Source organism: Kitasatospora sp. NPDC001132, from assembly GCF_053598415.1.
Window position 1 is genome coordinate 18,251 of sequence record NZ_JBSFKF010000018.1, and the last position, 18,925, is coordinate 37,175.

Below are 18,925 nucleotides of genomic sequence, written 5' to 3' on the forward strand. Positions count from 1 at the left end.
TTGCATGTCTGTCCAACAATCGTTTCTTGCGCCCCGGGGGGCCCTCCCGTGCCCGTACGTCTGCTCCTGCTCGCCCTCGGCACCTTCGCCATGGGCACCGACTCGATGGTCGTCGCCGGCATCCTCGGCCCGATCTCCGCCGACCTGGGGGTGTCGGTGCCGGCCGCCGGCCAGCTGGTCACCGTCTTCGCGCTCGGCTACGCGCTGCTGGCCCCGGTGCTGGCCACGCTCACCGCCCGCTGGCCGCGCCGGCGCCTGCTGCTGACCGCGCTCGCGGTGTTCAGCGCGGCCAACGCGCTCAGCGCCCTCGCCCCCTCCTACGGGCTGCTGCTGGCCACCCGCGTCCTGGCCGCGGCCGGCGCCGCCCTCTACACGCCGACCGCCAACGCGGTGGCCACCACCCTGGTCGCCCCCGAGCGGCGCGGCCGGGCGCTGGCGACGGTGCTCGGCGGGATGACCGTGGCCACCGCGCTCGGCGTGCCGCTGGGCACCTGGGTGGGGCGCGCCGACTGGCGGATGACGATGTGGCTGGTCACCGCGCTGGGCCTGGCGGCGCTGGCCGGCCTGGCGCTGCTGCTGCGCGACCTGCCCGCCCCCACCGCCGCGCCCACCCTGCGCGCTCGCCTGGCGCCGCTGCGCCGGGGCCGGGTGCTGGGCGCCGCGGCCACCACGCTGGTGTTCTTCCTCGCCTTCCAGAGCGTCTACATCTACCTGGCCACCGCCGTCTCGGGCGCCACCGGCGGCGACGCCGACCGGCTGAGCGTCGTCCTGCTGACCTGCGGCGTGATGTCGGTGGCGGGCAGCTGGCTGGGCGGGCGCCTGGTCGACCGGATCGGGGTGCGGCGGGTGCTGCTGGCCGGCTCGGCGGTGGCCGCGGGCGCGTTCGCCGCGCTGCCGTGGCTGGGGCGCAGCATGCCGGGGGCGCTGGGGTACGCGCTGGTGGTGCCGTTGGCGGGGTGGGCGGTGTCGGTGGCGCTGCCGCACCGGCTGGCGTCGATCGATCCGGCGAACGCGCCGCTGCTGATCTCGTTGAACAGCAGTGCGCTGTACCTGGGGACGGCGGCGGGGGGTGTGGCGGGGTCGGCGGCGATCGCGGTGCTGGGCGGGCGCTGGTTCCCCCTCGCGGCGGCGGGGCTGGCGCTGGTGGCGTGTGCGGTGGCGGCGGCGTCGACCCGGGACGTGCGGGCGGTGCGGGCGTCGGCCCCGGGGCGGGGGGCGGTGCGCGCCTGAGCGGGGGTGGGCGCCCGGGCGGGGCCCGGAAGGGGCGGGTGCCCCGGTCCGTCGGGCGGACCGGGGCACCCGGCGCGGTGGCACCCCCGTGGCGGTGGCGCCCCGTGGCGGTGCCGGTGGGGTCTCAGCCCCGCAGGACCTCGCCGACCAGGGCGCGGGCCTCGTCCTGGACCCGGGCGAGGTGTTCGTCGCCGCGGAAGGACTCGGCGTAGATCTTGTACACGTCCTCGGTGCCGGAGGGCCGGGCGGCGAACCAGGCGTTCTCGGTGCAGACCTTGATGCCGCCGATGAGGGCGCCGTTGCCGGGGGCCTTGGCGAGGACGGCGGTGATCTTCTCCCCGGCGATCTCGCCGGCGCCGACCCGTTCGGGGGACAGTCGGGCCAGGCGGGCCTTCTGCTCGCGGTCGGCGGGGGCGTCGACGCGGGCGTAGGAGGGGGCGCCGTGGCGCTCGGTCAGCTCGCGGTAGTGGGCGCTGGGGGTGGCACCGGTGACGGCGGTGATCTCGGAGGCGAGCAGGGCGAGCAGGATGCCGTCCTTGTCGGTGGTCCACACCCCGCCGTCGCGGCGCAGGAAGGAGGCGCCGGCGCTCTCCTCGCCGCCGAAGCCGATCGAGCCCTCCAGGAGGCCGTCGACGAACCACTTGAAGCCGACCGGGACCTCGACCAGGGGGCGGCCGAGGTCGGCGGCGACGCGGTCGAGCATCGAGGAGGAGACGAGGGTCTTGCCGACGCCCGCGTCGCCGGGCCAGTCGGTGCGGTGGCGGTAGAGGTAGTCGACGGCGACGGCCAGGTAGTGGTTGGGGTTCATCAGGCCGCCGTCGGGGGTGACGATGCCGTGCCGGTCGGCGTCGGCGTCGTTGCCGGTGGCGATGGCGTACTCGTCCCTGCGGCCGATGAGGGAGGCCATCGCGGCCGGGGAGGAGCAGTCCATGCGGATCTTCCCGTCCCGGTCCAGCGTCATGAACCGCCAGGTCGGGTCGGTCACCGGGTTGACGACGGTCAGGTCCAGGCGGTGGGTGTCGGCGATGCGCGCCCAGTAGGCCACCGAGGCGCCGCCCAGCGGGTCGGCGCCGATGCGCAGTCCCGCGTCCCGCACCGCGTCCAGGTCCAGGACGGAGGGCAGGTCCTCGACGTAGGCGGTGAGGTAGTCGTGGCGCCCGGTGGTGGCGGCGGCCAGCGCCCGCGCGTAGGGGACCCTCTTGACGCCGCGCATGCCCTCGCGGATCAGTTCGTTGGCGCGGTCCTGGATCCAGCCGGTGGCCCGGGAGCCGGCCGGGCCGCCGCTGGGCGGGTTGTACTTGAAGCCGCCGTCACGCGGCGGGTTGTGCGAGGGGGTGACCACGATGCCGTCGGCCAGCGCCCGGGGGCTGCGCCGGTTGTGGGCGAGGATGGCGTGCGAGACCGCCGGGGTGGGGGTGTAGCCGTCGGCGGCGTCGATCAGCACCTGCACGCCGTTGGCGGCCAGCACCTCCAGGGCGGTGACCTTGGCGGGCTCGGACAGGGCGTGGGTGTCGGCGCCGAGGAACAGCGGGCCCGCGACGCCCTGTTCGGCCCGGTACTCGCAGATCGCCTGCGTGGTCGCGGCGATGTGGTCCTGGTTGAAGGCCGCGTCCAGCGACGAGCCGCGGTGCCCCGAGGTCCCGAACGACACCCGCTGCCCGGGCTCCTGCGGGTCCGGGTTCAGCGCGTAGTACGCCGTCACCAGCCTTGCCACGTCCACCAGGTCGCCTGGCTGCGCCGGCTGCCCGGCCCGTGCGTGTGCCATCCGTCTTCTCCCGCCGAAAGTCGGTACTCGCGATACGTCGTCGCTGCGCGTTCACCGATCGTAGCCAGAACGCGACCGTGCCCCGAACCGCGCGAGCGGTCCGGGACACCGCTCACGGGCGGGGACGGACGGGGACGGGCAGCCTTGAGACGGCCTTGAGGCGGCCTTCAGGCGGGCTTGAGGCAAGCGGCCGCAACGGGCTCGAGCCAGGCGCCGGGCCGGGCTCGAGACAGGCGCCGCAACGGGCGTCAGGCGGGCAGTTGCTGGCGGTGGGCCGCCAACTCCTCGGCGGTGGTGGTGGCGAGGAACTCCGTCACCCGGTACTCGGTCAACCCGGCCCGCACGAACGGGTCGGTGGCCACCAGCGCCTCGACGCACGCCCGGTCCTCGCCCACCGCGATGATCACCCCGCCGTCGCGCGGCACCTTGCGTCCCGAGGCGAGGAAGGTGCCCGCCGCGTAGTGCTCCCGCAGCCACTGCACGTGCTGCGGCAGCACGGCGTCGATCGACTCCAGGTCGGCGGTGTACGTCAGCTCCAGTACGAACATGGGTCCCAGGCTAGGGCCTGCCCGCGCGGCGCCCGCCGGGAGGGGGGCGACCCCCGTCCCGCCCCCGCGCGCAAGGCCCGCGGCAGGACCCGGCACGCCCCGTTCTCGCCTTGCCGCGCGGGGGCGCGCGCCCCCCAGACTCGTGCGCATCCCCCTTCGCGCCCACCGCGCCGCCGCCCCCTTCGCGGGCGCCCGGCGCGCACGGCGTGCTGCCCGCGCACGGGCACAGGGGGCCACAGGAACGACGAAACGAGGGGGACGGGCGGATGCGCGTGCACGAGGACCTGGTGCCGAGGGCGCGGGTGCGGCTGCTGCTGAGCCACGAGTGGATCCTGACCGGCGAGGACGCGCTGTGGGTGTACCGGACGCTGTTCGCGGCCAGCCCGCACGTGTACGCCCACAAGCTCGTCCACACGCTGCTGGACGCCGGCCGCTCACCGCTGGTCGCCGACCTGCCCCGGGCCCGGCCGGCCCTGCCGGAGGAGGCCGCGACCGCGACCGCGTGGGTGGACCAGGACCTGACCGGCGTACCGGCCGATCGTCGTGGACGCCGTGTTCCACGGCCTCGCCGCACCGAGGGAGCAGCAGAACGACCGTGCAGGACAGTAGGTGATCACCCGGAAGGTGCGATACAAACGACAATCCTTTATTTGACGACTGATCGGAGAAGACCTGATATGAGCAGCTCAGGGCTGTCGCGCCGCGCCCTCCTCGCCTCCGCCGGCGCCGGGGCCGTCACCGCCGTCATCGGCTGGAACACCGCCACCGCCGCGTGGGCCACCGAAGCCGACGACGCAGCCGTACCCGACATCGCCCGACTGCCCGCCCTGGACGGCACGGTGACCCTGCAGGGCCAGGGCCTGGACCGCTTCTGCGGCGACTTCGGGCACCTGGTCACCGCCGCGCCCCGGGCGGTGCTGCGCCCCGGTTCGGTGCGCGACGTGCAGCAGCTGGTCGCCTTCGCCCGCCGCCACCGCATCCCGGTGGCCGTCAACGGGCAGAGCGGGGACCTCGCGCAGCTCGGCGAGGAGGGGCTGGAGTCGCACTCCAGCTACGGCCAGGCCAACCCGCGCGGCGGCGTGGCCATCGACGCCCGCGGCCTGTCCGGGATCGTGTCGGTGAGCGCGGGACGTGCCGTGGTGGAGGCCGGGGCGACGTGGGCGCAGGTGACCGAGGCGGGCCTGGCGGCGGGCTGGGTGCCGCCGGTGCTCACCGACTACCTGCACCTGTCGGTGGGCGGCACGCTGAGCGTGGGCGGCATCGGCGGCGGTGTGCAGCGCTACGGCATGCAGGTCGACAACGTGCTGGAGCTGGACGTGGTGACCGGCACCGGCGAGCTGGTGACGGCCTCCCCCACCCGCAACCGGGAGCTGTTCGAGGCGGTGCTGGCCGGCGGCGGCCAGGTCGGCGTGATCGTGCGCGTCACCCTCGCCCTGGTGAAGGTGCGCGAACGCGCCCACGTGTTCTCGCTGTACTACGACGACCTGGACGCCTACCTCGCGGACCAGGAGAAGGTGCTGGCCGGGCGGCGCTTCGACTTCCAGGTCGGTGACGTGGTGCGCAGCGCGGACGGTTCGCGCTGGCGTTACAAGGCGGAGCTGGTGGCGTTCGCGGACGCCGGGCAGCAGGTGGACCGGGCGGCGCTGCTGGCGGGGCTCGTCCCGGTGGAGACGGAGGTGGTGGAGCAGAGCTGGCGGGAGTACGCGTACCGGGTGGACGGCTTCTCCGGGTACCTGCGGGCGGCGGGGTTCTGGGCGCTGCCCAAGCCGTGGCTGAGCGTGTTCCTGCCGGCGGCGTCGGCGCGGGCGTTCATGGCGCGGGCCGCGCAGGTGCTGACGGCGGCGGACCTGGGGGCGGGGCTGCTGCTGTTCTACCCGTACCTGCGCTCGAAGGTGCGGGCGCCGCTGGCGGTGCTGCCGGGGCAGGAGGAGGTGGGCTGGCACTTCGACCTGCTGGCGTTCCCGGGGCCGGGGGCGGACACGGCGGCGATGCTGGAGCGCAACCGGCTGCTGTACGACCTGGCGGTGGAGCTGGGCGGCAAGCGGTACCTGATCGGGGCGGTGCCGGGGATGACGCGGGCGGACTGGCAGCGTCACTACGGGGGGCTGTGGGAGCGGGTGGTGGCGGCCAAGCGGCGCTGGGACCCGGCGGGGATCCTGACGCCCGGGCAGGGCATCCACGCGTCCTGACGCGCCGGTGCGGGGCCGCCCGCGCCGGTGCGGGCGGCCCGGCGGCCTGTCCGCCTTCCTTCCCCGGCGCGGGGGCCGGCGGGCGGGGGGCCGGCGGCGCGGTCGGGGCCGTGGCGGCGTCCGGCGGCGATGCGGCGCCCGCCCGGTGCCGCTGTGCGATATTGCGGACATGGTCACGACGAGAGGGCAGGTCATGAAGTTCGCAGTCATCGGCGGCACCGGGCTGATCGGGTCGCAGGTCGTCAGGAACCTGAACGCCGCGGGTCACGAGGCGGTGGCGCACTCGAAGTCCACGGGGGTCGACGTCATCAGCGGCCGGGGGCTGGACGAGGCGGTGGCGGGGGCCGACGTCGTCGTCGACCTGACGAACTCCCCGACTTTCGACGAGGCCTCCCCCGCCTTCTTCCGGACCTCGATGGACAACCTGCTGGCCGCCGCCGAGCGCGCCGGCGTCGGCCACGTCGTGATCCTGTCGATCGTCGGCACCGACCGGGTGCCGGAACTGGCCTACTACCGCGCCAAGGCGCTCCAGGAGGAGATCCTCGCGGCCGGGCCGCTGCCCTACTCGATCGTCCGGGCGACGCAGTTCATGGACTTCGTCGACGCCGTCCTGTCCTGGACCGCGGACGGCGACACCGTCCGGCTGCCCGCCACGCCGATCCAGCCGATCGCCTCCAAGGACGTCGCCGAAGCGGTGGCGCTGGTCGCGGCGGGCACCCCGCTGAACGGCATCCGCAACATCGCCGGCCCGGAGGTCTTCCCCTTGGACGAGCTGGGCCGGATCACCCTGGCCGCCAAGGGCGACCACCGCACCGTCGTCACCGACCCCACCGCCGGCATGTTCGCCGCCGTCCAGGGCGACGTCCTCACCGACGGGAACGCCCGGCTCGCCCCCACCCGCTACGCGGACTGGCTGTCCTGACCCGCCCTCACCGGCCCACGGGAACCCGGCGAGCCCGGGAGCCCGAGGGGCCGGGCGCCTGGGATCCCGGGGAGGGGCCGGGCGCCCGGGGGCCGGGGAGGGGCCGGGCGCCCGGGGGGGTCAGAGCGCGGACAGGAGCAGGAGCCTGAACGGCGGCCGGCCGTGCGCGGTGTCCAGCCGTTCGCCCGCGCGCGGCGGATGCCGGCGGCGACCTCCCGCGGCATGACCACCTGCGGCGGTACCGCGGCCGGGGTGCGGGCGGTGGGCCGGGCGCGGAAGCCACCGGTCCGGGCGCCGTCGCGGGCCCTGTGGTGTGTCCGGCATCCGTGGGGGTGCCGCACCGCGGACACGGCGGGGGCAGCGGGGGCGGCGGCGGGTGTGGGCTGGGACATGACGTCGAGCGGCCGGAAGGCGACCGGCGACCCGGAGTGCCGGTTCAACCTCTCCGGCACGGGCCCCGGCGAAGCGGGCCATGGACCGTTCTCCAACTCATGGGCCGGTAGGCCTGGTTGACCGTCACCAGGATCACGCCGAGCTTGGCGGTGGCGCACTGGGTGAGCGTCCGCTCGGCGCAGTCGGGGGCCCGGATGCCGACCCGGTTCCCTTGGGCGATCGCGAGCTCCAGCAGGCCGGGCGCCCGGGCGTCGACGTCGGTGGCGGGTTCGGTGTACGTCCAGCGGCGGGCGGCGGCCCGGTCGACCAGGGCGTCGCGCTCGGGGAAGGTGCGCAGCGCGCGGGCGGGGTTCTCCCCGATGATGTCACCGAGCAGCGGGAGGTCCGCGGTGCCGGAGGCGTGGCTGCGTGGGGTCGGCGTGGTCGGCACGGGTCGGCTCCCGGGGGCGGCGGGGGGCCGGGATGCTGTCGCACGGCCATGAGCCGTTGCCGTGGCCGGGGATCGAGGACTTCGGCCTGACGGCCGCCGACTTCGCTGCCGAGCGCGGCCGGCGAGGTGTCGCCGGCCGTGCTCGCCTTCCGGGCCGCCTGGCGGGCGGTGAGCGGCCGGCAGGCCGAGCGGCCCACCGGCATCCGGGACTACGAGGTCGGCGGCACCGACGACGGCCGGCTGGTGACGCCGGGCGGGATCCGCGCCGCCCTGGCCGCCCTCGCGGCGCGGCCCGCCTCGGCCCGGGCCGGGACGTTCGCCCGAACGCCGCGCCGGGAGGAGTGGGTCGGCCACCTCACCCGCGCGGCGGCCCACGGTGGGTTCCGGGCCGCGTGGGCGGCCGCGGGACAGGTCCTCAGCGGGCGAGGCGGCCGAGCAGGGCGGAGGCGGCGCCGATGCCCAGGAGGGTGGCGAGGGTGAGGACGGCGAAGTCCAGGGGCAGGTGGCTGGGGGTGCCGATGAGCAGGCCGCGCAGGGCGTCGACCTGGTAGCTGAGCGGGTTGGCCTTGCTGACGGCCTGCAGCCAGCCGGGCATCAGGGCGAGGGGGTAGAGGGCGTTGGAGGCGAAGAACAGCGGCATGGTGATGGCCTGGCCGATGCCCATCAGGCGGTCGCGGGTCAGGACGATGCCGGCGATGGCCATGGACAGGCAGGAGAAGAACGCCGAGCCGAGCAGGACGACGGCCACGACGCCGGCCAGCCGCAGCGGGTTCCAGGTCATGGCGACGCCGAGGGCGGCGGCGATCAGCACGACCACGGCGGCCTGGAGGACGGCCTTCACTCCGGCGGCGAAGGCCTTGCCGGTGACGAGGGCGGCGCGCGGGGTCGGGGTGACCAGGAGTTTGGTGAGGACGCCGGAGTCCCGCTCCCAGATGATCATGATGCCGTAGAAGATCGCGATGAACATCGCGGACTGGGCGATGATGCCGGGTGCGAGGAAGTCCAGGTAGGGGATGCCACCGGTGGGGATCGCCTTGAGACGGGTGAAGGTCTGGCCGAAGATCAGCAGCCACAGCGCCGGCTGGATCGCCCGGGTGTAGAGCTCGGTGCGGTCGTGGCGCAGCTTCTGCAGTTCGACGGCGCACATGGCGCCGACGCGGGCGGGTACCAGGCGCCAGCCGGTGCGGGCGCGCGGGGGCACCAGCAGCAGGGACAGGTCCGGGCCCGGGTCGGCGGGTTCGGCCGACGCGGCCCGCGGGTCGGCGGGTTCAGCCGACGCGGCCTGCTGTGCGGCGGGTTCGGCGGACATCGGAGAAGTCTCCTTCGGTGGCGTCGGCCAGTTGGCGGCCGGCGAAGTGGCGGAAGACGTCGTCCAGGGTGGGATTGTCGTGGGCGGGGTCGGTGTGGCGGACCCGGTCCTTGAGTTCGGCGGGGGTGCCGAGCGCGCGGATGCGGCCGCGGTCCATGAGGGCGATGCGGTCGCAGTGGCGGTCGGCCTCGTCCATGTAGTGGGTGGTGACCAGGACGGTCATGCCGGTGGCGGCGCGCACGGCGTCGACGCGTTCCCACACGCCGGTGCGGGCGATGGGGTCCAGGCCGATGGTGGGTTCGTCGAGGACGAGCAGGCGCGGGGCGCTGACCAGGGCCTGGGCGAGTTCGAGGCGGCGCACCATGCCGCCGGAGTAGGTGGCGGCCATCCGTTCGGCGGCGTCGGTGAGGTCGACGGCCGCCAGGGCCTGGTCGACGCGGCGGACGCGTTCGGCGCGCGGGACGTCGAAGACGCGGGCGAACAGGGCGACGTTCTCGCGTCCGGTCAGGGCGGCGTCGGCGGACAGCTGCTGGGGGACGTAGCCGAGCAGGCGGCGTACCCGCATGGGGTGGCGGGTGGCGTCGTGGCCGAAGACGCGGACCATGCCGGGGCCGACGGGCAGCAGGGTGGTGATCGCGCGGATGGTGGTGGTCTTGCCGGCGCCGTTGGGGCCGAGCAGGCCGAACACCTCGCCGGTGCGCACGCTCAGGTCGATGCCGTCGACGGCCCGGGTGGCCTTGCCGCGGCCGTGGCGGAAGACGTACGTCAGGCCCTGGCACACCACGGCGTCGGCGTCGTCGGTGCTCATCGCTCCCCCTGCCCTGGTGGGGTACGCGGGACGGCCGGCGGGGTGCGCGGGAGGTCGGGCGGGGTACGCGGGACGGCCGGCGGGGTGCGCGGGAGGTCGGGCGGGGTACGCGGGACGGCCGGCGGGGTACGCGGGACGGCCGGCGGGGTGCGCAGGGCGTCGGCGACCTGCCGCAGGGCGGGCAGGGCGGCGGCCAGGGCCTCGCGCTGGGCCGGCGGCAGGCCGGTGACGATGTCGCCGATGAGGGCGCGGCGGCGCCGGCGCCAGTCCTCGATCCGTTCGGCGGCCTCGGCGGTGGCGTGCAGGAGGGCGGCGCGGCGGTCGGCGGGGTCGCTCTCGCGGCGCAGCAGGCCTTGGGCGACGAGCTGGTTGACGAGGGTGGACACGGAGTTGCCGGCCAGGCACAGTTCGTCGGCGGCTTCGCAGACGCGCAGTGCGGGGGTGTCGTGGACCAGGCGCAGCAGTTCGATCTGGGCGCCGCGCAGGTGGGGTTCGTGTGGGGTGCTCTGGCGCAGGCGGCGGCGGACCAGGCGCTGGATGCCGACGAGGAGGGTGGAGAACTCGTCGGCCAGCGCGACGTCGAGCGTTGCGGGCTCTGTCGCGGTCATACCCCTCATTTTAGCTCTGTGTGCGAGGTATTGGTCGGGTGTGCGGGCGGGTTGGTGGGTGGGTTGTCGGGTTGGTGGGTGGGTTGTCGGGTTGGTGGGTGGGTTGTCGGGTGGGCGGGTTGGTGGGTGGTGCGCTGGCCGTGGACGAGGGCGGGCAGGGTGCGGTCGGCGAGGGCTTCGGTGGTGCGGGCGTACTGGGCGGGGGGCCATGGTGTCGGGCAGTTGGCGTACGGGGACGAAGCGGGCGCCGAGCAGGCCGCTGTGGTGTCGGGGCGGGACGGTGAGGGGGGTGGTGTCGGGGACGGTGCCGCCGTCGAAGACGAGGCTGAGGGCTGGAGGTAGTGGTGGGCGGGGGTGAAGTCGACGGCGAGGATGTCGGTCAGGCGCAGGTGGAGGCCGGTCTCGGCGTTGAGGTGGCGGGCGGCTGCGAGGTGCGGGGGCTCGTCGGGGCGGGCGGAGCCGCCCGGGAGGATCATGCCGTCCATGTCGTCGGGGTCGACGAGGAGGACGTCGCCGCGGGGTTGCGGACGAGGACGAGGCAGCCGAGCCGGCAGACGGGGGCTTGGCGAGCCGGGCGAGCACCTCCCGGCCGAAGAGGCCGGCGGGGAACTCGCGGTTGATGTCGCCGCAGTGGACCAGGGCCCCGGCGTTGATCTCACACAAGGTGGCGCCGAAGACCGGGCGACCGGCGGGCGGACGGGCGGCGGGTCGGCGGTCCGCGCCCCGGCGCCGCCACTCCCGGTACGGCGACACCGCGGTGCGGTGACGACACCGGGGCAAAGCGGCGACACCGGCGGCGTCGGGGGCGGATCGGTGCCCGTCGGCCGGCACGGCCCGTCAGGCGCGGGCGGGCTCCCCCACGCCGACGGCGCGCAGGGCACGGGCGGTGGTCTCCCGGTGCTCGCCGACCGGGGCGACGTAGTCGAGGACGGCACGCGCGGCATCCTCGCCCAGGGTGCGGGTGATCACCCAGGTGGCGAGGTACTGGGAGGCCAGGCAGCCACCCGCGGTGGCGATGTTGCCCTCGGCGTGGAACGGCGCGCCGGGCACGGTGACACCGAGGGCCTCGAGGAAGGGCCGGGTCGTCGCGTCGGTACAGGCCGGCATGGAACCCAGCAGACCCAGATGGGCCAGCACCAGCGCGCCGGAGCACTGGGAACCGATCAGCTGCCGGGCGGGGTCCAGCGGCAGCCGGGCCAGCAACGGGGCATCGGCGACCACGTCACGGGTCCGCACCCCGCTGCCGATCAACACGACGTCGGCCTCGGCGACGAACTCGATCGGACGCTGCCCGGCGACCCGGACACCGTTCATCGAGGTGACCTGCGGCGTCGGCGTGGTGACGAAGGCCTCCAGACCGTCGTTACGGCAGCGGTTGATCAGTGCGGAAGCGATGAAACTGTCGAGTTCGTTGAACCCGTCGAAGGTGACCACGGCGACCTGTGCCATCACTGCTCCCTCATACGGCGTCACATGTCCGACCCCCAGTGTGCCGCGCCCCACAACCAAGAGCGCGACGGCCCGACACCGACACCGACACCGGCACCGGGGCCGGTTAGCCGGTGCCGGTGCCGGTGCCGGTGCCGGAGGGGCGATGCCGGGCCGGGGCCGGGGGCGGCGCCGAGGGCGCGGCGGTGCCGGGGGGCGGTGCCGGGGGCCGGGGGCCGGGGGTTCAGACCGCGACGAAGCGGCGGTGGCCGTCGGCGGCGAGGATGCGGCCGAAGCGCATACCGGGCAGGTGGGCGGCGACGAGGAGGTCGTCGGTGTCGGCCGCCTGGTCGGCGAGGCGGTTGCGCACGGCCGAGGCGGCGACAGGGTCGACGTCCCAGACGACCTGCCAGTCCCGTTCACCGAACTGGACGACGGAGTGCACGACGTCCCCGAGCAGCAGGGCCCGGCGCCCGCCACCGGAAAGCACGTAGACGGTGGTACCCGGGGTGTGGCCGGGCAGGTGGAGAGCATCGATACCGGGAGCGAGGGTGAAATCGGTGTCGAACAGCTCCAACCGGCCCTCGAGGGGGCTGAGCTTGGCGACGGCTTCGGGGGTCGCGGTGTCACCGGTGACGAAGTGCTGCCAGTCGGCGCGGTGGGCGCGGTAGACGGCGTTGGGGAAGACGGGCCGGCCCCCGACACAGGCCCAGCCGACGTGATCGAAGTGGAGGTGGGTGAAAACGACATCGGTCACGTCGCCGGGGGCGGTACCGTGGGCGGCGAGCGAGTCCAGCAGGGCACCCCCGCGGTAACGGCCGTCGTCGTGCGGGCCGACCCCGGCATCGACCAGCACCGTACGCTCACCACCACGTACCAGGAACCCGCCGAGCGGCAGGGCGAGGGTACCGCCGGGCCCGAGATGATGACGGTGGCAGGCCCACGGATCGTCGACGCCGGGACGGGTGAGGATGTCCGCGGCCCTCTCCGTACCCGTTCCGTCCATGACCGCCAGAACCTCGATGTCACCGATCCTCATCCGCACACCCTCCCGTGACCACACGTCAACACGCCCGCCGCACACCGGCAACCGGTCACGCGGACTCTCGACCACAACCACCCCGGGCGACACGGCATTCCCACCGACACCCGAAGACCACACACCCCTCCCATCCCCTGTCTTCCCCCGCCCTCCCCTGCCCTGTCCTGCCCGTCCTGTTCACGGCGGGTCGCTCGCGGATGCCCCGGCGCAGGCAGGCGGCTTCACCCACCGCCCTGAACGCCGGCAGGCCAGGCGATCGGCCCTGGTAGCGTCATGCGCGTGAAGTCACGCGCACCGCGCGGACTTTGACCATCGAACGGACGGGGGCCGAATATTGGGAAGGGGTGGTGGGTGTGGGACGGGCACGCGTGGCGGCGCGGGTGATCGTGCACCCTGGCGTGGAGGACGTGAGCGTCCAGCAGGTACTGGAGGCACTCGCTGACCCAGCCCGCAGGACGGTGGTACGCACACTCGCACACTCCGGAGCCGACCTCAGCTGCGGCTCCTTCGACCTCCCGGTCGGGCGTTCGACCTCCAGCCACCACTTCAGCGTGCTACGCGAAGCCGGCGTACTACGCCAGTACTACGTCGGCACCACCAAGATGAACGCGCTACGCACCGAGGAGCTGGAACGACGCTTCCCGGGCCTGCTGTCGGCAGTGGTAGCCGCCGCCGACGCGGAAGCACAGCAGACCCCGAAGGCATGAGAGGAACCCGGACCCCCAGGGCGTGACAGGAACCCGGACCCCGAGGGCGTGAGGGCGGGTCGGTCGCGGACGGAGAGGACGATCACGCAGGACGATCTCGCAGGACGATCTCGCCGATCCGGACGCCGGATTCGAGGTGGCGGTGGGCGTCGGCAACGGCGTCCAGGCGTCCTCGAAGACACGGTCGACAACCCGGGGGGGTGAACCAGCCACCGGCCAGGCCCGCGGTCACGAACACGCGGGCACAGCGCAGGCGTTCGCCGTCGCGGGCCACCTCACGCATACCGAGGAAGAGCCGGCAACGAGGACGAAGGCGACCCGGCCGGGCCGGGCCGGGCCGGGCCGGGCCGGGCCGGGCCGGGCCGGGCCATGGAGTGTCGCCCAGGCCGAGGCCGCCGTACACGACCACGCGACCGGGTCGGGGCGAGGACGCGCGCGAGAACGAGGACCCCAGGTCCCGCAACGGGGGCCGAAGACGATGCACACACCGCGTCCGGCACTCACGGCATCGACCCCGGCGACAAAGCCCTCCCCGCCGGCGACACCGCCGCCGGCGCCGGCAGACGCCGCGCCTCCGCGCGGACGCGGGTGCCAGGTGGTGGTAGCGACGGGGCGGGCACCCAGACGACGGACAGCACCACTAGCGGCAGGCCCCCGCCACGGACGGCGGCGACCAGCACGCCGCCGGGGGCGCAGACAGCCATCCCCGACGAGCACCCCGCAGGCAGCGAGGCAGGACATCCACCCGGCGACACCCCAGGACCGGAGCGAGGTGTTCGAGGCACGGGACGGCCGCCCGGGCGCGGACCAGGACGCAGGCGCCACAGACACCGCAGCCCTTCCGGGAGAACACGCACACAGTCTCCACACGCCGCCCGGACACGAACACGACGACGCCCCCGCCGACAGCCTCCACCGCACCCCAGGCCCCGCCACCAAGGACGGCGAGCAGACGCCGGCCACTCCACGCGGACACCGACACGCAAGAAGGCCACGCCCCGGAAGAAGCCGACCACCGCAACACACACGACCTGGGACCGGGGAGGGCGGGCCGGGTGGGTCCGGGGAGGGCGGGCCGGGGACCGGGCGCAGCCAGTCGATGGTCTCGGAGGCGTCGGCGTGCGCGGCTCGTTCGTCATTTCGCGTAGTCACCTGAATGGGTAGCACCGGATGGCCGTGTCCGGGGCGTCTTGCTGTGCTTGGCGAGGACACCCGATCCGGTGTCCGCCAAGGAGGTTGAAATGACCGCCTACCCGATACGCGCTCTGGTCGCCGGTACGTTGGCCGCGAGCGTCGCGATGTGCACCGTCCCCGCCGCATCGGCTGCCGGAAGCCCGGCTGCCGGTGCCACGATCCCGGCTCTCCAGCAGCGGACGCAAACCGACCTCACACAGGCCATGCGGGGCGAGGCGTTCGCCGACGCCTCCTACACCCTCTTCGCGGCCCAGGCCCGACGCGAAGGCCGGACGGCCGTGGCCGACCTCTTCCGGAAGACCTCCGGTGTGGAGCTGGGTGAGCACTTCGCCCAGGCGGCCGCGCTGGGCGGCCTCCTGGGCAGCAATGAGGCCAACCTCACCGCCGCCGTCACCGGAGAGACCTACGAGTCCAGGACCATGTACCCGACGTTCGCCCGCCAGGCCAGGGCGGCCGGCGACACCGCCGCCGCCGACCTCTTCACCGAGATCGCCAAGGACGAGGCAGCGCACCTGGCCGCGTACCAGGCCGCCCTCACCGCGGTCCGCACCGGCAAGGGCACCGTCCCGGCACCCCCGGCCGTCGGCCCCGTCACGGTGACAGCAGGAAAGCCCAAGGTCACCTCGGCGCAGACCAAGGCCAACCTCGACACCGCCATGCACGGTGAGGCCCTGGCACACGCCAAGTACAGCCTCTATGCCCAACGCGCCCAGCAGAGCGGCAATCCCGCCCTGGCACGCCTGTTCACCGGCATCTCCGATGTGGAGTTGCAGGAGCACTTCTCCGGTGAGGCGGCGCTGGCCGGAACGGTCGGCACCACGAGCCAGAACCTGGCCACCGCCATCACCGGAGAGACCTACGAGTCCAGGACCATGTACCCGACGTTCGCCCAGCAGGCCAAGGCCGCCGGCGACATCGCCGCGGTCGCCCTCTTCCAGCACAACGCCACCGACGAGGCCGGCCACGCCCAGGCGTTCCAGGCCGCCCGCAAGGGCCTCGGCTGACCAAAGGGTGACCGCCCCGTTCCGGTCGGCTCCCCGGAGCCCGCCCGAAACGGTGTCGGAGAAGTCGGGAGCGGGCGAACTCGACCGCTCCCGACTTCTCCCTGTTCGGTCAGCGGGCGAGGGAGAAGTGGTTCTCCTCTTCCTGGGTGAAGTGCAGGCGCAGCACGCCGTGCAGGCCGTAGGGGCGGGCGCGTAGATCGTCGGGTTTTTCGGGGCGCGAGCAGCCTTCCTCGTCGGCGGGTTGGAGGTGGGTGGTGATGCGGCGGGCGAGGCGGTGGATCTCGGGCGCGGCTCATGGTGGCGGTCGCTTCGGGGCCGCCGAGCGCGGGAGCGAGGGCCGGGTAGAGCCGGTGTTCCTCGGCGAGTTCGCGCGGCAGGCGTCGGTCGGTGGGCAGCCGGTCGACGCGGCACACGGTGTCCAGGGCGGCCGGGTGTCCGCCCCGCCAGTGAACGGTTCAACCAGCGGACAACCCAGCCCTGCCGGGCCTTGGGCCCCCATGGCACGTCACGGCCATGGGGCGCCGGCGAGTTCGGGGCCGAAGCGACAGCCCGTCGGCCACGGCGTGGCGGGTCGAGCCGGCGTCGACGTTGCCCGGGACGCAGGCGCCGCTCTTCCCTGCTGGTCAGCGGCCGATCGGTGAGTGCCTGTCCCCTCGGTGGCCGTGTCTCAGCCGAGCCGCGAGCGAAGACGCCGGTGCGCGAGCCGGACGGCGGTGGCCACCTGGTTGACCAGGTCCGGTAGTGCTGCTTGGACCGGGGCGCTGAGTCCGGGGCCGAGGCCGAAGTCCTCGCCCTCCACTGCGTGGACCACGAGTTCGAGTGGCATGCGGTCGAGTGCGACCGCCAGGGCGACGGTCTCGCCGAGGCCCAGGCCGTGGCTGCTGGCCGGGCCGCTCGCGCACCTGGCGGTGGCATCGGCGTCCAGGGTGTGCAGCCGCCCCGGGTTGCCGGGATGCGCGTGCACGGTCTCGACCACGATCACTCGGTCCTGGGCGATCCAGTGGTCTAGCATTCGGCCGGGCTCGCCGTCGCTGACGGTGAGCAGCGTCTCCTGGGGGACCTGTCCGCTCAGCGCTTCGACGACGGCCGGGCCTGCTCCGTCGTCCCGGCGGTAGGAGTTCCCGACGCCGATCACGACGACCCGGCCCGTCACGCCCGGTCCACGGTCAGGTGGAGGAAGTGGGCGGAGCAGGAGATGCACGGGTCGTGGTTGCGGACGGCCCGTTCGCACAGTGCGGTCAACTCCTCGTCGGTGGGTGCGTCGCCGGGTCGGTCCAGGCGGGACTGCACCAGCCGCCGCAGGTCCTCCTCGATCGCCGCTTGGTTCTGGGCGGTTGGCGGGATGATCCGGGCGAGGGTGAGGGTGCCGTCCGGGTCCATGGCGTAGCGGTGGTAGAGGAGGCCGCGTGGCGCCTCGGTGGCGGCGCAGCCTTCGGCCGGGCGCGGGGGGACGTCGATGTGCGGTCGGGGCGGCGGCTCGTAGGCGTCGATGATCCTCAGTGCTTCCTCTACCGAGTGCACGACTTCGACGGCGCGGACGATGATGCTGCGGAAGGGATTGCGGCATACCGCGCCGGTGGCCGGGTCACCGAGTCCGGCTGCCCGTGCGGTTTCGGCGGCGGTCGGGTGCAGCCAGCGGCCGCTGACGGCGTACCGGGCGAGTGGGCCGGTGAGATGGCGTCTGCCGTCGAGGCTCGATGTGAGGGCGGTCGAGTGGGGGACGTGTTCCTCGACCACGTGTTGTTCGAACTCTTCGACGGGGACAGGGCGTTGTGCGGCAGATTGGTTCCTGGTGGTACCGCCGGTCAGGTTCAGGGCGGTGGGCACACCCGAGTCGATGGCGTACCGGCCGCTGTCCTGCATGGCCAGCAGTTCGCAGTCGATTTGCGCGTCGGGGAAGTCGAAGCCCGCCACCCAGCGCACCGTTTCCGTTGCGTCGTCCCGTACTCGGCGCAACTGCTCGGCCAGGGGTGCGAGTTCGCTTCGCGTCGGTACCCGGTAGAAGCCGCCGAGCCGGACGTTGACCGGGTGGATGGCACGGCCGCCGAGCAGTTCCATGACGGCGTTGCCGGCCTGTTTGATCCGCAGTCCCCGCTCGACGGGTTCACGGTGCTCGCGGGCGAGTTCGACGGCGCTCGGGTGGCCGTGGAAGTCGGGGGCGTGGAGGAGGTGGATGTGCAGGGACTGGCTCTCGATCCACTCGCCGTAGTAGAGCAGGCGGCGCAGCTCGGCGAGTTGGCCGTCGACGGACACCCCGCAGGCCGCCTCGACGGCCTGGCAGGCGGTCATCTGGTAGGCGACGGGGCAGATGCCGCAGATCCGTGAGGTGATGTCGGGCGGTTCGGTGTGCCCTCGGCCGATCAGGAACGCCTCGAAGAAGCGCGGTGGTTCGTAGATCCGCAGCCGGGTGCCGGTGACTTCGCCGTCGCGGATGGCCAGGTGGAGGGCGCCTTCGCCCTCCACGCGGGCGAGTGCGTCCAGGCGCAGGATCCGCTCTCCCCGGTGGCTCATCGGGTCTGCCTGTCGCTCGAGCCGTCCTGGTGGACGAGGTCGGGTAGCTCGGCGTACTCGGGGGAGGCCGCGTTGAAGGTCCGGAAGACCCGCAGGACGTCCCGCTCGTCCATGCCGTCGTGCTGGAGCTGGCGCACCATCGCCGCCATGTTGAGGCTGTCGGACGGTCCGAAGCAGCCGTAGCACCCTCGGTCGTAGGCCGGGCAGATGGCGCCACAGCCGGCGTGGGTCACCGGCCCGAGGCACGGGGTGCCGTGGGCGACGGTGATGCAGGTGGTGCCGCGCCGCTTGCATTCGGAGCAGACGCTGTTCGCCGGGATGTTCGGCTTGCGTTCGGCCAGGTAGGCGGTGATCACCTCCAGCAGCTGGCGTCGGTCGATGGGGCAGCCGCGCAGCTCGAAGTCGACCGGTACGTGGGCCGCGATGGGGGTGGAGGTGGCGAGCGTGGCGATGTACTCGGGGTGTGCGTAGACGGCGGCGCGGAACTCCGTCACGTCCGCGAAGTTGCGCAGGGCCTGGATGCCGCCGGCGGTGGCGCAGGCGCCGATGGTGACCAGGCGGCGGGAGATCTGCCGGATGCGGCGGATCCGCCGGGCGTCCTCGGCCGTGGTGACGGAGCCTTCGACCAGGGAGAGGTCGTAGGGTCCGACGCCGTCCAGGGTGGCCGCCCCGACGCCGCCCGGGCCCTCGGCGCCGGACATCTCAAGGAAGTGTGAGATCCGTACCTTTTCGGCGAGGCCGAGCAGTTCGTCCTCGCAGTCGAGCAGGGTCAGCTGGCAGCCGTCGCAGGAGGCGAACTTCCAGACCGCGAGTGTGGGGATCCTGTCGTCGGTCATG

General features: G+C 73.9%; 17 protein-coding genes and 1 pseudogene. 5 read left to right on the forward strand and 13 right to left on the reverse strand.

Annotated features, from left to right (window positions below; genetic code table 11):
* Positions 1-48: 48 nt before the first annotated feature.
* Positions 49-1,230, forward strand: a complete 1,182-nt coding sequence (locus ACWDBE_RS23170; protein WP_449808935.1) for an MFS transporter — start codon at positions 49-51, stop codon at positions 1,228-1,230.
* A 124-nt stretch (positions 1,231-1,354) separates the two neighbouring features.
* Here the strand turns inward: ACWDBE_RS23170 and pgm are convergent, their stop codons facing one another.
* Together pgm and ACWDBE_RS23180 are read right to left on the reverse strand one after the other, a co-directional pair.
* A complete protein-coding gene (gene pgm / locus ACWDBE_RS23175; RefSeq protein WP_449790443.1) occupies positions 1,355-2,995 on the reverse strand; it encodes a phosphoglucomutase (alpha-D-glucose-1,6-bisphosphate-dependent) in 1,641 nt (546 codons plus the stop codon).
* A 248-nt stretch (positions 2,996-3,243) separates the two neighbouring features.
* The gene (locus ACWDBE_RS23180; protein ID WP_449790444.1) at positions 3,244-3,543 is read right to left on the reverse strand and encodes a YciI family protein; all 300 of its coding nucleotides are present in this window, start codon (positions 3,541-3,543) and stop codon (positions 3,244-3,246) included.
* 266 nt (positions 3,544-3,809) lie between these two features.
* Between ACWDBE_RS23180 and ACWDBE_RS23185 the strand changes: the two genes are divergently transcribed.
* A complete protein-coding gene (locus ACWDBE_RS23185) occupies positions 3,810-5,732 on the forward strand; it encodes an FAD-binding protein (RefSeq protein ID WP_449790445.1) in 1,923 nt (640 codons plus the stop codon).
* Positions 5,733-5,925: 193 nt separating this feature from the next.
* Complete coding sequence (locus ACWDBE_RS23190) at positions 5,926-6,654, forward strand: SDR family oxidoreductase (RefSeq protein WP_449790446.1); 729 nt, start codon at positions 5,926-5,928, stop codon at positions 6,652-6,654.
* Between the two features lie 436 nt (positions 6,655-7,090).
* Here ACWDBE_RS23190 and ACWDBE_RS23195 read toward each other — a convergent pair whose 3' ends face one another.
* The 7 genes from ACWDBE_RS23195 to ACWDBE_RS23225 all read right to left on the reverse strand — a co-directional run bounded on the left by ACWDBE_RS23195 (position 7,091) and on the right by ACWDBE_RS23225 (position 12,669).
* Positions 7,091-7,477, reverse strand: coding sequence for an AMP-binding protein (locus tag ACWDBE_RS23195; protein ID WP_449790447.1), 387 nt, complete (start codon positions 7,475-7,477; stop codon positions 7,091-7,093).
* Between the two features lie 415 nt (positions 7,478-7,892).
* Positions 7,893-8,786, reverse strand: coding sequence for an ABC transporter permease (locus tag ACWDBE_RS23200; RefSeq protein ID WP_449790448.1), 894 nt, complete (start codon positions 8,784-8,786; stop codon positions 7,893-7,895).
* Positions 8,746-9,594 carry an ATP-binding cassette domain-containing protein gene (locus ACWDBE_RS23205; protein WP_449790449.1) on the reverse strand — a complete coding sequence of 283 codons (849 nt, stop codon included), beginning with the start codon at positions 9,592-9,594 and terminating at the stop codon, positions 8,746-8,748. Before ACWDBE_RS23205 ends, ACWDBE_RS23200 begins: the two co-directional genes overlap by 41 nt.
* The gene (locus ACWDBE_RS23210) at positions 9,591-10,202 is read right to left on the reverse strand and encodes a MarR family transcriptional regulator (protein ID WP_449808936.1); all 612 of its coding nucleotides are present in this window, start codon (positions 10,200-10,202) and stop codon (positions 9,591-9,593) included. The genes ACWDBE_RS23205 and ACWDBE_RS23210 overlap by 4 nt, the downstream gene beginning before the upstream one ends.
* 5 nt (positions 10,203-10,207) lie before the next feature.
* Entirely contained in the window at positions 10,208-11,146 is a 939-nt protein-coding gene (locus ACWDBE_RS23215; protein WP_449790451.1) for an NUDIX domain-containing protein, read from the reverse strand.
* On the reverse strand, positions 11,040-11,651 hold the full coding sequence (locus tag ACWDBE_RS23220) for an AraC family transcriptional regulator (protein ID WP_449790452.1): 612 nt from the start codon (positions 11,649-11,651) through the stop codon (positions 11,040-11,042). The genes ACWDBE_RS23215 and ACWDBE_RS23220 overlap by 107 nt, the downstream gene beginning before the upstream one ends.
* A gap of 223 nt (positions 11,652-11,874) precedes the next feature.
* A complete protein-coding gene (locus ACWDBE_RS23225) occupies positions 11,875-12,669 on the reverse strand; it encodes an MBL fold metallo-hydrolase (RefSeq protein ID WP_449790453.1) in 795 nt (264 codons plus the stop codon).
* Between the two features lie 356 nt (positions 12,670-13,025).
* Here ACWDBE_RS23225 and ACWDBE_RS23230 point away from each other — a divergent pair, with 356 nt between their 5' ends.
* Positions 13,026-13,379: an ArsR/SmtB family transcription factor gene (locus ACWDBE_RS23230; RefSeq protein WP_449790454.1), complete on the forward strand. Its 354-nt coding sequence runs from the start codon at positions 13,026-13,028 to the stop codon at positions 13,377-13,379.
* A 1,241-nt stretch (positions 13,380-14,620) separates the two neighbouring features.
* Positions 14,621-15,577 (forward strand): ferritin family protein, encoded by a 957-nt coding sequence (locus tag ACWDBE_RS23235; RefSeq protein ID WP_449790455.1) that lies wholly within the window; start codon positions 14,621-14,623, stop codon positions 15,575-15,577.
* A 109-nt stretch (positions 15,578-15,686) separates the two neighbouring features.
* Here ACWDBE_RS23235 and ACWDBE_RS23240 read toward each other — a convergent pair.
* The 4 genes and pseudogenes from ACWDBE_RS23240 to ACWDBE_RS23255 all read right to left on the reverse strand — a co-directional run.
* Positions 15,687-16,008 (reverse strand): annotated as a pseudogene (locus tag ACWDBE_RS23240) (hemerythrin domain-containing protein); the annotation flags it as partial.
* 236 nt (positions 16,009-16,244) lie between these two features.
* Positions 16,245-16,730 carry a hydrogenase maturation protease gene (locus tag ACWDBE_RS23245; RefSeq protein ID WP_449808937.1) on the reverse strand — a complete coding sequence of 162 codons (486 nt, stop codon included), beginning with the start codon at positions 16,728-16,730 and terminating at the stop codon, positions 16,245-16,247.
* Positions 16,727-18,088 carry a Ni/Fe hydrogenase subunit alpha gene (locus tag ACWDBE_RS23250; protein ID WP_449808938.1) on the reverse strand — a complete coding sequence of 454 codons (1,362 nt, stop codon included), beginning with the start codon at positions 18,086-18,088 and terminating at the stop codon, positions 16,727-16,729. The genes ACWDBE_RS23245 and ACWDBE_RS23250 overlap by 4 nt, the downstream gene beginning before the upstream one ends.
* Complete coding sequence (locus tag ACWDBE_RS23255) at positions 18,085-18,924, reverse strand: NADH-quinone oxidoreductase subunit B family protein (protein WP_449808939.1); 840 nt, start codon at positions 18,922-18,924, stop codon at positions 18,085-18,087. Before ACWDBE_RS23255 ends, ACWDBE_RS23250 begins: the two co-directional genes overlap by 4 nt.
* Between the last annotated feature and the right edge of the window lies 1 nt (position 18,925).

Coding starts and splice junctions, on each gene's coding strand:
- ACWDBE_RS23210 (WP_449808936.1), bottom strand. CDS start 10,202: ATGACCGCGACAGAGCCCGCAACGCTCGACGTCGCGCTGGCCGACGAG.
- ACWDBE_RS23235 (WP_449790455.1), top strand. CDS start 14,621: ATGACCGCCTACCCGATACGCGCTCTGGTCGCCGGTACGTTGGCCGCG.
- pgm (WP_449790443.1), bottom strand. CDS start 2,995: ATGGCACACGCACGGGCCGGGCAGCCGGCGCAGCCAGGCGACCTGGTG.
- ACWDBE_RS23205 (WP_449790449.1), bottom strand. CDS start 9,594: ATGAGCACCGACGACGCCGACGCCGTGGTGTGCCAGGGCCTGACGTAC.
- ACWDBE_RS23200 (WP_449790448.1), bottom strand. CDS start 8,786: ATGTCCGCCGAACCCGCCGCACAGCAGGCCGCGTCGGCTGAACCCGCC.
- ACWDBE_RS23220 (WP_449790452.1), bottom strand. CDS start 11,651: ATGGCACAGGTCGCCGTGGTCACCTTCGACGGGTTCAACGAACTCGAC.
- ACWDBE_RS23225 (WP_449790453.1), bottom strand. CDS start 12,669: ATGAGGATCGGTGACATCGAGGTTCTGGCGGTCATGGACGGAACGGGT.
- ACWDBE_RS23180 (WP_449790444.1), bottom strand. CDS start 3,543: ATGTTCGTACTGGAGCTGACGTACACCGCCGACCTGGAGTCGATCGAC.
- ACWDBE_RS23190 (WP_449790446.1), top strand. CDS start 5,926: ATGAAGTTCGCAGTCATCGGCGGCACCGGGCTGATCGGGTCGCAGGTC.
- ACWDBE_RS23185 (WP_449790445.1), top strand. CDS start 3,810: ATGCGCGTGCACGAGGACCTGGTGCCGAGGGCGCGGGTGCGGCTGCTG.
- ACWDBE_RS23255 (WP_449808939.1), bottom strand. CDS start 18,924: ATGACCGACGACAGGATCCCCACACTCGCGGTCTGGAAGTTCGCCTCC.
- ACWDBE_RS23215 (WP_449790451.1), bottom strand. CDS start 11,146: ATGCCGCGCGTGCCGTCCTCGACTACGTCGCCCCGGTCGGCGAGCACC.
- ACWDBE_RS23250 (WP_449808938.1), bottom strand. CDS start 18,088: ATGAGCCACCGGGGAGAGCGGATCCTGCGCCTGGACGCACTCGCCCGC.